Annotated in this window: 12 protein-coding genes; 6 read left to right on the top strand and 6 right to left on the bottom strand. The window is 69.8% G+C overall.

Features of this window, described 5'->3' with window-relative positions; all coding sequences use genetic code 11:
* Window positions 1-11: 11 nt before the first annotated feature.
* Entirely contained in the window at window positions 12-1,538 is a 1,527-nt protein-coding gene (locus ACTVCO_RS10305; RefSeq protein WP_443728343.1) for a DUF222 domain-containing protein, read from the bottom strand.
* A gap of 673 nt (window positions 1,539-2,211) precedes the next feature.
* Between ACTVCO_RS10305 and ybaK the strand changes: the two genes are divergently transcribed.
* The gene (gene ybaK, locus ACTVCO_RS10300; protein ID WP_443728342.1) at window positions 2,212-2,706 is read left to right on the top strand and encodes a Cys-tRNA(Pro) deacylase; all 495 of its coding nucleotides are present in this window, start codon (window positions 2,212-2,214) and stop codon (window positions 2,704-2,706) included.
* Here ybaK and ACTVCO_RS10295 read toward each other — a convergent pair.
* From ACTVCO_RS10295 to ACTVCO_RS10285, 3 genes are all read right to left on the bottom strand, one after another.
* Window positions 2,693-3,730: an NAD-dependent epimerase/dehydratase family protein gene (locus ACTVCO_RS10295; protein WP_443728341.1), complete on the bottom strand. Its 1,038-nt coding sequence runs from the start codon at window positions 3,728-3,730 to the stop codon at window positions 2,693-2,695. The genes ybaK and ACTVCO_RS10295 overlap by 14 nt on opposite strands.
* Window positions 3,727-4,113: a YccF domain-containing protein gene (locus ACTVCO_RS10290; protein ID WP_443728340.1), complete on the bottom strand. Its 387-nt coding sequence runs from the start codon at window positions 4,111-4,113 to the stop codon at window positions 3,727-3,729. Before ACTVCO_RS10290 ends, ACTVCO_RS10295 begins: the two co-directional genes overlap by 4 nt.
* A 73-nt stretch (window positions 4,114-4,186) precedes the next feature.
* On the bottom strand, window positions 4,187-5,725 hold the full coding sequence (locus ACTVCO_RS10285) for a DUF2079 domain-containing protein (protein ID WP_443728339.1): 1,539 nt from the start codon (window positions 5,723-5,725) through the stop codon (window positions 4,187-4,189).
* Between the two features lie 202 nt (window positions 5,726-5,927).
* Here ACTVCO_RS10285 and ACTVCO_RS10280 point away from each other — a divergent pair, with 202 nt between their 5' ends.
* From ACTVCO_RS10280 to ACTVCO_RS10265, 4 genes are all read left to right on the top strand, one after another.
* Window positions 5,928-6,455, top strand: coding sequence for a DUF6328 family protein (locus ACTVCO_RS10280; RefSeq protein WP_443728338.1), 528 nt, complete (start codon window positions 5,928-5,930; stop codon window positions 6,453-6,455).
* 85 nt (window positions 6,456-6,540) lie between these two features.
* Entirely contained in the window at window positions 6,541-7,239 is a 699-nt protein-coding gene (locus ACTVCO_RS10275; protein ID WP_443728337.1) for a YggS family pyridoxal phosphate-dependent enzyme, read from the top strand.
* Window positions 7,240-7,353: 114 nt separating this feature from the next.
* Entirely contained in the window at window positions 7,354-7,548 is a 195-nt protein-coding gene (locus ACTVCO_RS10270; protein WP_443728336.1) for a helix-turn-helix transcriptional regulator, read from the top strand.
* Entirely contained in the window at window positions 7,535-7,957 is a 423-nt protein-coding gene (locus tag ACTVCO_RS10265; protein WP_443728335.1) for a hypothetical protein, read from the top strand. The genes ACTVCO_RS10270 and ACTVCO_RS10265 overlap by 14 nt, the downstream gene beginning before the upstream one ends.
* Window positions 7,958-8,016: 59 nt before the next feature.
* Here ACTVCO_RS10265 and ACTVCO_RS10260 read toward each other — a convergent pair whose 3' ends face one another.
* Both ACTVCO_RS10260 and cimA read right to left on the bottom strand, forming a co-directional pair.
* Complete coding sequence (locus tag ACTVCO_RS10260; protein ID WP_443728334.1) at window positions 8,017-9,072, bottom strand: lipoate--protein ligase family protein; 1,056 nt, start codon at window positions 9,070-9,072, stop codon at window positions 8,017-8,019.
* Between the two features lie 124 nt (window positions 9,073-9,196).
* Window positions 9,197-10,786, bottom strand: coding sequence for a citramalate synthase (gene cimA, locus ACTVCO_RS10255; RefSeq protein WP_443728333.1), 1,590 nt, complete (start codon window positions 10,784-10,786; stop codon window positions 9,197-9,199).
* A gap of 373 nt (window positions 10,787-11,159) precedes the next feature.
* Between cimA and ACTVCO_RS10250 the strand changes: the two genes are divergently transcribed.
* Window positions 11,160-11,993, top strand: coding sequence for a hypothetical protein (locus tag ACTVCO_RS10250; protein ID WP_443728332.1), 834 nt, complete (start codon window positions 11,160-11,162; stop codon window positions 11,991-11,993).
* Window positions 11,994-12,079 lie beyond the last annotated feature (86 nt).

Here is a 12,079-nt window from a genome sequence, read left to right as displayed (position 1 = left end):
TGTCTCGGATGTCACCCATCTGGGTAGGGCTCCCTGTCGTCGATCTCGGGGAACCCTGGGTCCCACGGTCTGTCGTAGCCGCCCGGGTCGGAGAAGACCCAGCCGCCTCGCCACGCCATGGCGATGCGTTCGCGATCGACGTGACGGTGATGGAACCAGCAGAGCAGCGCGGCGTTGTCGGTCGACGTACCGCCTCCGTCCGCCCAGTGACGGCGGGCGTGGTGGATCTCGGAGATCTGGACGGGCGCCGAGCAGCGTGGCCAGACGCACCCCTTGTCGCGTGCGACGACCGCCCGACGGCGCGCCGACGTGAACGTCCGCTGCGACCTGCCGACGTCGAGCACTTCCGAGTCAGGCCCGAAGACGACGCGGGTGACCGCGCAGTCTGCCGCGATCGTCTCGAGCACCTGACGCGGGACGGGACCTGAGCCGTCGAGCCACGTCGGTCCGGGGCTGAGCAGGTCCGCGACGACGTCCTCAGCACTGCGCTCGTCAACACCGCGTTTCGTGGCACCGTGCCCGGCGAGACCGACGAAGTCGCGCCACGGGACGAGCACCGTCAGGTGCGGCCGGACACCTGCTCCGGCTCCCCCGGTTTCCCCTCGTTCGAGGTATGACCGCGCGACCCCTGCGAGCGCGATCGCGCGTCGTTGAGTCGGCCGCAGACCGTCATCTTTCGACGGCACACCGATCGCAGCCTCGAGCGCGGTCGTGAGTATCTGCCCATGCTCCTCGGTGAGGAATCCCGAGAGGTGGTAGCCACCGAGCGTCCGGGAGAGGTCGAGATGCTCACGGTGCTGTGCGTGCCGGTAGCCTCGATCGTCGGCTTCGGGGTCTGCGACCTGCGCGAAGCGCCGAGCGGCCTTGCCAAGGTCACGTAGGTCGAAGCGGGCGGCGACCCCGAGCATCGCCTGCTCACCCGTGATCTCCACCCGCTCGCACGTGCACCGTCCGCGGTCGGCCGTGCACGACGGGTCGTGCGACGGGTCCGCCCAGGGCGCGCGGCCGTCGGCTCCGACGCCCGGCACCGTGCCGTTCTCAGCCCGGGCCTCGCGGTATGAGGGCTGGGATTCGTGGGCGGCCCCGTCCGCTGGGGGCTCGGCTGGCAGAGGCTGTTGCGGATACGCCTGTGCGAGCGCGGCGCACCGCTCATCCGACGTCGGCAGCGTGCGGCTGAGCACCTCGACCTGCGGCGCCGTGAGATGACCGGCCCGTGCGGACCTCAGTGTTGCGGGAAGATGGTCGCGCAACCGGGCCGCTGCCAACGCCTCTCGACGGGCGATCGCGAGCGATCGATGGTCGTGCCACGCGATCCAGTACGGAAAGCTGCGCACCGTGTCGGCCCGCCACAAACCGTCAGCCTCGATACGCCCAAGCCATGCGAGACGCTGCGCACCGAGCTGATCGAGCACGGCGACCGTTCGCCGCGAGGACTCTGCCGCAAGCGTGGCGGGACCGTCGTCGGGGGCGTGCGACGCGATGAGCGCCGCCAGCCTCTCGAGAAGCGTGATCTGACCGAGGAGATCCGTCGGCAGCATGCTGCTCGACGCGTCCGCACAGGAGCCCTCCACCCGAGAGTTCTCCGCGCGCGCCTCCTCGACCTGACAGCTCTCCGCGCGCGCGTCCTCGACCTGACAGCTCTCCGCGCGCGCCTCCTCGACCTGACAGCTCTCCGCGCGCGCCTCCTCGACCCACGTACTCCGCCCTTGGGGAGACTCGTTGGCGTCTGCGGCCGGTCGTCCCATCGCGGCGTCAGCTGACTGCGTGCCCCCTGGTTTCACCGAGGCCGCACCATGTGCATGAGTGGTGCGAGACACAGCACCAGGACGCGACGCGCCCCGACGATGGATACGCGGTCGCGCGGAGGGAGCGGCGCCGGGCGCGCTGCGGTCGATGAAGTCCATCGCCGTCACCTCCGTCAGCGCCGCATCTTGCGCCTCGTCGTCTCGTCGCGTGTCAGATCACGCCGTGTCGCTCACCTGGGGCGACATCTCCACAGTATCGAACGCCTGTTCGACCTTCTCGGCAGGATCGACATCTCACCCCTAGCTCACCCCGTGCGCGGAGGAAGACCACCCGGCGGCGAGTCCGTGCCAGGGATCCGCATGATCCCCGTCCGCGGAGGGCCGCCAACGCACGCAGGGATCCCCGCCCCACGCACGCGGCGCGTCGAAGTTGCAACCGCCCTCCCCCTCGCGGTACACCTGCGCGGTGGCCAAGAAGTCGACCCCGTCCGGCACGCCTGCCCTCGTCGCCCTCGAACGCGCACGCGTCGCCCACACCGTCCATGCGTACGAGCACGATCCCTCAACCGACGTCGGCTACGGCCTCGAGGCGGCCGCAGCGATCGGTGTCCCACCCGCGCAGGTCTTCAAGACGCTTCTCGCGCTCGCCGACGGCCGCCTCGCTGTCGGTGTCGTCCCCGTCGACGGCCGTCTCGACCTCAAGGCGCTCGCACGCGCCGTCGGCGCGAAGAAGGCCGAGATGGCCGACCCCGCGGCTGCCGAGCGCGCAACCGGCTATGTCGTGGGCGGGATCAGCCCGCTCGGCCAGAAGCAGCGCCTGCGGACGGTCGTCGACGAGTCCGCGCTCGACCACGCGACCGTCTACGTCTCCGCGGGTCGCCGAGGCCTCGATGTCGGCCTCGCGCCTGCCGACCTCGTCGCGCTCACGGACGCGACGACGGCTGCCCTCAGTCGCGACTGACCTTCCCAGCGACGAGCTCCCGCACGAGCGCCGCCTCCAGCTCCGCTGGCAACCCTGACCGCCGCTCGCGGTCGAGGCCGCGCTGCACCTCGTCGTCGAGCACCCGCTCGACGGTCTCACGCATCGTCGTCCGCGGACCGTCGAGCTCGCGGAACCGCACTCCCGCGCGGCGCGCGAACCCCACAGCCTCGCCGGGCAGCCAGAGGGGCAGCGACCGCGGTCCCGCCCACCAGCGCACGTCGTGCGCCAGCAGCCAGGCGTCGTCGGCCACCACCACTTCCCTCGCTGCGGCTCCGCCCGGCTGCGCCGTCGCACGCGCGTCGGCGACCTCACCCACGAGGCCGAGCACGTCGTCGAACGACCACGGTTCCCCGACCGCATCGACGACCCCGACGACCCCGCGTGCGGCCGCACGCGCGACGAACGCCGCGAGGTCACGGACGTCGACGACCTGCACCGCTCGCTCCGCCGTCTCCGGCACGAGCACGGTCCCTCCGCGTGCGAACCGTGCCGGCCAGTAGCCGAATCGGTCGCTGCCGTCGCCGGGCCCGACGATGAGCCCCGGGCGCACAATGAGGAGCCGATCGCTCAGCCTCTCGCGCGTCGCACCCTCCGCGAGGACCTTGGCGTGGGCATAGTCGGTCGGGTCCGTCGGGTCGACGAGCGGGGCCGACTCGTCGTCACCGGCGACATCGTCACGGGCATAGACCGAGACGCTCGACACGAGCGTCCAGTGCTGGGCACTGTCCGCGAGCGCGTCGAGCGCGGGACCTACGAGCTCGGGCGCGTACGCGAGCTCGACGACCTCGTCCCACTCCTCCGACGCCACGGCGTCGTAGGTGCCGGCCTCGGTCCGGTCCGCGCGCACGAGCGTCGCACCCTCGGGCACGTCGCCGGAGGACCCACGCGCGAGGCACACGACGTCGGATCCTCCCACGAGCAGCTCCGTGACGATGGCGCGACCGAGCCATGCCGTGCCACCGAGAACGAGCACGCGGCGCGGCCTCTGCACGGCGTCTGTCACGCGAAGGCTCGGTCTGTGGGCACGATCTCCGCGCCGAGCGGCAGCAACGACACGGGCACGAGCTTGAAGTTCGCGATGCCCATCGGGATGCCGATGATCGTCACGCACAGCGCGATGCCCGTCGTGACGTGCCCGATCGCGAGCCAGATCCCGGCGACGAGCAACCACACGATGTTGCCGAGCGTCGACATCACCTGCGTGCCTGGCTTGCGCACGACCGTCCGCCCGAAGGGCCACAGCGCGTACGAGGCGATGCGGAATGACGCGATGCCCCACGGGATCGTCACGACGAGCACGCAGCAGATGACGCCCGCGACGGCGTAGCCGATGGCGAGCCAGAAGCCGGCGAAGACGAGCCAGATGACGTTGAGGAGCGTGCGCATGCGTCCATCCTAGGAACAGCCACCGACATCAGCTCCACGCCCGCCGCCACACCGACGCCGTCCGCCCGCCGCCTCAGCCGATGCGTCGCGCGACCTGGTATCCACCTTCGTCGAACGACACCTCATAGACGCCGCCGAACCGCGAGGCCGCGTAACGGGCGACGTCGTCGGGCGGGTTCCCGCCCCACCCGCTCATCGTCCGGATCGCCACGTACTGCGGGGCGACGGACGACTCCGTACCGATCCAGTAGACGGTGTGCGCGCGAGTGAGGTGGACGATGAGCCCGAGATCGCTCGCGACGCTCGCTCCCGCAGGGATCGAGGCAAGCGCGCGTTCGCCCGAGGCGACGGAGGCGGGGCGCTCATACGTCGCGGGGTCGGCGAGGTCGCCGAACGGAAAGTGGGGCACGAGGACGGCTGCGACGACAACAGTGAGCGCGGGGACGGCTCGCGCGAACCCGCGTGCCGCGGCGTGCGGCGACGTCCGCAGGAGGCGCACGCCGTCGATCGTCGCCGCGAAGACGATCGGCATGAGAATGAGCGAGTAGTGCCAGGTGGAGCCCCAGTAGTGCTCGGTCGAGCCCGCGAACCGCCACAGCATCGTCGGGACGATCATGATGAGGAGAGGCGAGCGGAGCGCTGCGAAGGCGGTGACGATGACGAGGAGCGCGAGGGTCTCGAGCTTGACGTCGGGAACGAAGAGATGCGTGAGGATGCGCCACACACCGCCGATGAGGCCTGCGATCCCGCCGGGCTCCACGGCGGCGCCGTCCTCGCCGAGCTTGCCCCAGTAGTCGTATCGGTTCCACGGGTTGAAGATCGGGATGAGGACAAACAGGGTGAGGGCCATGCCTCCGAGCCCTGCCGCGACCATCTGCCATGCGCGGCGGCGCTCGCCCCAGAACCACAGGACGACGCCGAAGCCCGCAACCGTCAGTCCCATGTCTTCCTTGACGCCGAGCAGCAGCAGGAGCCACGCGCATGCCGGGCGCCACCGGCCGTCGAGCGCGGCGGCGAGGCCGAAGGCGAGGATCGGCGCGGCGAGCGCGTACTCGTGGAATTGCACGTCCATCGCGGACTGCACGCCCCAGCTGGCCGCGTATGCGACGCCGACGCCGAGACCCGCGAGGTTGCCGAGCCAGCGGCGCGCCACGTGCGTGAGCGGGACGACGGAGATCGCGACGAGCACCGCTTGCGCGACGAGAAGAGTGACGGGCCCTGGGAAGAGGCGGTAGAACGGGGCGATGACGACGAGCAGCGGCGACCAGTGGTCGCCGAGCTGGATATAGCCTTCGCCCTTGATGTCGACGACCGGCCATCCGAATCCCGCCCACCCGCGGATCGCCTGCTCGAAGATTCCGTTGTCCCAGCTGGGTGCTTCCCACCGGTTCCAGCGGGCGAGACTGAGCACGAGGTAGGCCCCGAGGGCGAGCAGCGCGACGACGAGCGCGGGCCAGAGCGAGGGGCGTTCGACGCGCGGTGCGAGTGTGCGGTCGGCGTGCCGGTCGGGCGCCGTGACGTCCTCGGTCGCCTCTGCGCCTCCGGCCGGGGCGCCCGCCGTGCTCATCGTCGCGTCGGCGGTCATGGTCGGCAGGTCGCGCGGCGCGGTCATGGCCCCCATCATGACGCACACGCGCGCGCGGGGACGACCCCGGCACGTGCCTGTGCACGGCCCCCACAGGTGCGTCGGCGGCGTCCGGGGTTCGTCCGCGCCCGTGTCGGGCCCGGGGCGCTCGACGCGCCGCCCTGCGGGCGTCGTGCCACGCTGTCCGGAGCTGCGTCGCACCCGGCGGCGCGCGGGACGGAGGTAGCCCGTGTCTGACGACCCGGTGGGCGACGGCGGCGCCGGTCGCCACGGCCCAGGCCGTGATGCTGCGCCCGACGGGCGTGACGAGTCGCGCGCCGAGCGCGCTGATCGCAACTGGAGCGATCTCCTTCAGGAGCTCCGGATCTCCCAGACCGGCGTCCAGATCCTCACGGGCTTTCTCCTCACGCTCCCCTTCCAGCAGCGTTTCACCGAGCTCGACGACTACCAGCGCGTCCTCTATCTCGTCCTGGTCCTCACTGCGGTCGCGACGACTGGTCTGCTCGTGACGCCCGCAGTCGTGCACCGGGCCGTGTTCCGTCACAGGGTGAAACACGAGCTCGTCGAGACGAGCAACCGCATAGCTCGCGTGTGCTTCGCGCTCGTCGCGATGCTCATGGTGGGTGCGGCGATGCTCGTGGTGGACGTCGTCGTCGGGCGGGCTGCAGGGCTCGCCGTTGCGGTGACGGTCGCGCTCGGGTTCGCGGCGCTGTGGTCGTTCGTCCCACGTCGGGTCACGCGCGGGTCCGACGCCTGACGGCAAGGGCGTGCACGTGGCCGGTGGCGCGCGTCCCGTGGCCGTCATCGGCCTCCCCGACACGCTGCGACTACGATGACGCCTCGTGAGCACCTGGGACATCGCGGCTGCCCTCGCCCGCACGACGGACCGCGTCGCTGCCGCCGCGAGCGCGGTCGGCCGACGCCCCGACGACGTCACGCTCGTCGTCGCGACGAAGACGGTCGACGTCGACCGCACGCTCGAGGCGGTCACAGCCGGGGCACGTGTGCTCGGCGAGTCGCGGGTCCAGGAGATCGTCGCGAAGGCGACGGCGCTTGAAGCGCTCGACGCACCGCCTGCGGTGCATCTCATCGGCCCGCTGCAGTCGAACAAGATCAATGCGGCCCTGCGCCATGTTGCATGCGTCGAGACGGTGCACTCGGCCGCGCTCGCAGCCGCGCTCGGGGCCCGGTGCGTGCGCGACGGTCGCACACTCGACGTTCTCGTCCAGGTCAACGTCTCAGGTGAGGCACAGAAGTCAGGGATCGCGCCCGACGCCGCCCTCGATCTTGCGCTCGAGGTCGCCGAGACCGAGGGGCTACGTCTGCGCGGCCTCATGACGATCGGGCTCCGCTCCCCGGTCGAGGCCGAGGTTCGCGCTGGCTATGGCCGATTGCGCATGCTGCGCGACGAGATCGTCACGGCTGGCGCGCCCAGCGCGACGGAGCTCTCGATGGGCATGAGCGGCGACCTCGAGTGGGCCGTTGCGGAGGGCGCGACGATCGTGCGCGTCGGCACGGCGATCGTCGGTCCCCGGCCCTGAGCGGCCGCGAGGTCAAGCACGCTTGACATCCCGAGGAGTGTCAAGCACACTTGATATATCAAGCAGCCTTGACACCGGAGGTCACATGATCGCGCTCACCATCGGGACCCCCTGATGCGCAACGACGTCCGCTCCCTCAGAGAAGCGACGGGCCTCTCCCAGGCCGCGCTCGGCGTCGCCCTCGGCGTCTCCCGGCAGACCATCAACTCGATCGAGAACGGGAAGTACGACCCCTCCCTCCCCCTCGCGTTCGCGATCGCCCACCATTTCCAGCTGACGATCGAGGAGATCTTCCATGTCGACGACTAACCGCACGACCCTCGTTCAGGGTGCCGTCGGCCTCACGTCCGGGCTCGCCGCAGCCGTCACGCTCTTCGTCATCCTCAGCGCCAACGGGCGGGAGTCGATGGCCAAGGGAGTCGCCATCGGTGGCGGCGCTGTCCTCGTGCTCTTCCTCGTGGCCGTCGTCCGCGCGCTGCGCAGTCCCGCTCACCTGACCCACGCGGAGCGCACGGTGACCGGGCACGGCGACGAGCGCGACACCCGGCTGGTCGAGAAGGCCTTCGCGTTCACCGGTCTCGTCTCGATCCCGGCAGCAAGCATCGCCACCGTCGCGATCGCTCTCGACGCTCCCGTCATCCCGACGATGGCGGTGCTCCTGTGGCTGCTCCTCGGCACGCTCGTCGTGGCGAGCATCGTCGTCACGCGTCGCGGCTGACCTCACGACCACGGCGACGGCCCGGGCCCCTCGAGGAGCCCGGGCCGTCGCCGTCTATGTCACGGAACGCGCGCGGTCCATTCCTCGGTCGCGAACTTCTCTTCCGCAAGCTGCTCGGCTCGAGCGCGCTCGGCAGCCGTCACCGAACCCGGAACCGTCTCGTACCGCTCCGCGAAGTAGCTCTTGAAGGCCTCGATGACGTCAGGGCGCGCCATGCCCGACTGCGACCGCAGCGGGTCGACACGCTTGTTGGCGCTCTTGGTGCCCTTGTCGCTCATCTTCTCGCGGCCGATCCGCAGGACCTCGAGCATCTTGTCGGCGTCGATGTCGTACGCCATCGTCACGTGGTGGAGCACAGCCCCACCCACGAGCCGCTTCTGCGCGGCGCCCGCGATCTTGCCGGCGGGCGAGGCGATGTCGTTGAGCGGCTTGTAGGTGGCCTCGATGCCGAGTGACCCGAGCGCCCCGAGAACCCAGTCGTCGAGGAACGCGTAGGACTGCTCAAAGCTCAGACCCTCGACGAGCGAGCTCGGCACGGTGAGCGAGTACGTGATCGTGTTGCCGGGCTCGATGAACATGGCGCCACCGCCCGAGATCCGTCGCACGACGGTGATGCCGTGCTTGCTCGCGCCGGCCGGGTCGACCTCGTTGCGCAGGGACTGGAAGGACCCGATGACGACGGCGGGCGCGCCCCACTCCCAGATGCGCAGCGTCGGCCGACGTTCGCCGCGGTCGACGCTCTCGGAGATCGCCTGGTCGAGCGCCATGTGCATCGCAGGCGACTGCGGGCCCTCGTGGATGATCTCGAACGTGTGGTCGTGCCAGCCCGTCGCGTGACCGAGCGCGCGACGCACCGCGATCGCGACTGCCTCGGCCGAGAAGCCGACCATCGTCACGGAGTCGTCGAGAACTCCCTCGACGGCGCGCGCGAGCTGCGCCACGGACGCCCCCGCGGGCATCGCGACGAGCGCTGCGTCGATGTCCTCGAGCGCCGAGTCGGGCTCGAGGAAGAAGTCTCCCGAGACCGCGACGCGCGCAAGTCTCTCGCCTGCCTCGTCGGTCTCAACATCAACCGCAACGAGCTTGCCACCTGGAACTTTGTACTCGCCTCTCACAAGAAGCCACCCTACGCGCGCTTGCGAGGTTCGGCGCCGTGGCGTCGGTCACGCGCAGCGCCCTGCGCGCCGTGGCGCGGGTGTCGTGGCGCGGGTGTCGTGCGGCACGCGCGCGGAGGTCGGGTCAGCGGGGTTCGACGCCCGCCTTGAGCAGCCCGTAGACGGCCGAGTCGGTGAGAGCCTCCCAGGAGGCCTCGATGAGGTTGGGTCCGATGCCGACGGTCGACCACGACGACGCTCCGTCGGTCGTCTCGATGAGCACCCGCGTCACGGCGTCGGTCCCCAGGGAGTTGTCGAGGATCCGCGCCTTGAAGTCGATGAGCTCGAATGCGGCGAGCTCGGGGTAGACACGGAGGAGTGCCTGCCGTAGCGCGTGGTCGAGCGCGTTGACAGGGCCGTTGCCCTCGCCCGTCGAGACGATGCGCTCGCCGCCCGCGACGAGCTTGACGGTCGCCTCCGAGGAGGTCTCAGCACCACGTGAGCCATGGCGTTCGACGATCGAGCGCCACGATTCGACGGTGAAGTAGCTGACGCGCGAGCCCGTGACCTCTTCGCGCAGCAGGAGCTCGAAGGACGCGTCGGCCGCGTCGAACGTGTAGCCCTGCGCCTCGGCGTCCTTGACCCGGTGCGTCACACGTCCGAGCAGCTCGCCCTGGCCGGCCAGGTCGAAGCCGAGCTCGCGTCCCTTGAGCTCGATCGACGCGCGCCCGGCCATGTCTGAGACGAGCATGCGCATGTCGTTGCCGACGAGCCGCGGGTCGATGTGCTGGTAGAGGTCGGCGTCGACCTTGATGGCGCTCGCGTGCAAGCCGGCCTTGTGGGCGAACGCACTCACGCCGACGTACGGCTGGCGGCCGTACGGCGAGATGTTCGTGTGTTCCGAGATCACGTGGGCGATGCGGCTCGCCTCGGAGAGGCCTGCGCCCGAGAGCACGGGGCGACCGAGCTTGAGCTCGAGGTTGGCGACGACGGTGAGGAGGTCGGCGTTGCCGGTCCGCTCGCCGTAGCCGTTGACCGTGCCCTGGATGTGCTCGGCGCCAGCGTTGACCGCGGCGATCGTGTTCGCGACGGCGCAGCCCGAGTCGTTGTGCGCGTGCATGCCGAGGCGGACGTCAGGCCCGAGGGCCGTGCGGACAGCGCCGACGATCGCGGTCACCTGGTCGGGGAGCATCCCTCCATTGGTGTCGCACAGGACGACGGCTTCGGCACCCGCCTCCGCGGCGGCGCGGGCGGCATCGAGCGCAAACTCGGGGTTGTCGAGGTAGCCGTCGAAGAAGTGTTCGGCGTCGACGAAGACGCGTCGGCCCTCGCCGACGAGGTAGGCGACGGTGTCCGCGATCATCGCGAGGCCTTCCTCGCGCGTCGTGCGCAGTGCGCGCTCGACGTGCCGGAGGTCGGACTTGGCGACGAGCGTGACGACGGGGGCCTCGGAGTCGAGCAGCGCCCGGACCTGCGGGTCCTGCGCGGCTGTCACGCCGGCCTTTCTCGTCGCGCCGAAGGCCGCGAGCACGGCGTTCGTCAGTTCGAGCTCCTTGGCTGCACGCGCGAAGAACTCCGTGTCCTTCGGAACCGCGCCCGGCCAGCCGCCTTCGATGTACCCGACTCCGAGCTCGTCGAGCAGCGGGGCGATCGCGAGCTTGTCGGCGACGGACAAGTTCATGCCCTCCTGCTGCGCACCATCGCGCAACGTCGTGTCGTAGACGTCGAAGCCCATCGGACTCTCCTCGTGTCGATAATCGGGTGACCAGACGGTCGTGACCAACAAAAAGACCCCCCGGGAAGGTACGGGAGGTCTGCGCGCCGGGCTCGTGCCGGGCGCGCTACGCAATGATGAAGGTGAAGCAAGTCACAGGGCGATCATGCCACAGCGCCTCCCCCGTGACACCCATGACCACCTGATGGACTCGTCGCACCGCGCGCTCGTGGGCGGGCGCGCGTGAGAGCGTTTCCACCTAGACATTCACGACAGTGTCTCGCCTCCCAAGACGGGCAGGTTGATCAGCGCGCACAAACCTCGGGACTCCCCTAGATTGGCGCTGCACTCTACGCTTGGCGCCCGTTGCGGCGTCACTCACACCAGGGGAGATATGACCACCTTCGTTCGGCGCGCCGCGACAACAGTCGCCACGCTCGCACTTGCTGCCTCGGGCGCCCTCGTTGCGACCGCCCCCGCGTACGCGGCCACCACACCCACCTTCACCGGCATCTCTGTCTCCGGCCTGAAGTCGTCGTACACGCTCTCGTCGAAGGCGAAGGAGTACGCGTTCACGGTCAGCGTCAGCGGAACGGCTGCCGACAAGAGCGTCATCACCGACGACAACGGCGACGGCCTCATGGTGCTCTACAAGCCGTACGACTCCCAGTTCTACGGGCCGAAGGTCAAGACCGTCTCGTCGAAGATCAAGGACGCGAGCGCCCCGAGGATCAGCTCCTACCCGAACAACGTCGTCACGGGCGCGAACCGGTACAAGCTCCGGATCTCCGCGCTGACGAGCCCCGGCGTGTACGAGATCGCGATCCCCGTCACGCAGCAGAACTGGACGACATTCCCGTCGACCAAGGTCACGAAGATCGTCAAGAAGCGCGTGACGGTCAAGGCCCACCCCAAGCTGAGCCTCGCCGCCACGCGGTACTACGCCCCGAGCTGGCGCGTGGGCTCGACCGCGAAGATCAGTTTCACGGCTCCCGCTTACCAGCGAGGCGGCAAGGTGACCCTCTACTACAAGAAGAAGGGCGCCAAGAAGTACACGAAGGTCGTCTCGAAGACGCTCGTCCTCAAGAAGGGTGCGTATAGCTCGAGCGCGGTCCTCAAGACGAAGAAGCTCACGAAGAGCGGGCGCGTCTACTTCAAGGTCTCGTCGGTCAAGTACGCGAAGGGCTACAAGACCAAGACGACGTCCATCACGGTGCGACGACGCTGATCCAGCGCTCTATGACACGAAGGCCCCGGCTCCCCACGTGGGAGGAGCCGGGGCCTTCGTCGTACGAGCAGAACGTCAGACAAGCA

It is taken from the genome of Sanguibacter sp. A247, from assembly GCF_052324925.1.
Taxonomy (GTDB): domain Bacteria; phylum Actinomycetota; class Actinomycetes; order Actinomycetales; family Cellulomonadaceae; genus Flavimobilis.
The sequence above is the reverse complement of the archived record's forward strand: the minus strand, read 5'-3'. Positions and strand labels throughout refer to the sequence as shown.

Excerpts from the sequence above, each read along its gene's own strand:
- ACTVCO_RS10285 (WP_443728339.1), bottom strand. The coding sequence starts at position 5,725 with ATGACCGCGCCGCGCGACCTGCCGACCATGACCGCCGACGCGACGATG.
- ACTVCO_RS10250 (WP_443728332.1), top strand. The coding sequence starts at position 11,160 with ATGACCACCTTCGTTCGGCGCGCCGCGACAACAGTCGCCACGCTCGCA.
- ACTVCO_RS10265 (WP_443728335.1), top strand. The coding sequence starts at position 7,535 with ATGTCGACGACTAACCGCACGACCCTCGTTCAGGGTGCCGTCGGCCTC.
- ACTVCO_RS10290 (WP_443728340.1), bottom strand. The coding sequence starts at position 4,113 with ATGCGCACGCTCCTCAACGTCATCTGGCTCGTCTTCGCCGGCTTCTGG.
- ACTVCO_RS10270 (WP_443728336.1), top strand. The coding sequence starts at position 7,354 with ATGCGCAACGACGTCCGCTCCCTCAGAGAAGCGACGGGCCTCTCCCAG.
- ACTVCO_RS10305 (WP_443728343.1), bottom strand. The coding sequence starts at position 1,538 with ATGCTGCCGACGGATCTCCTCGGTCAGATCACGCTTCTCGAGAGGCTG.
- cimA (WP_443728333.1), bottom strand. The coding sequence starts at position 10,786 with ATGGGCTTCGACGTCTACGACACGACGTTGCGCGATGGTGCGCAGCAG.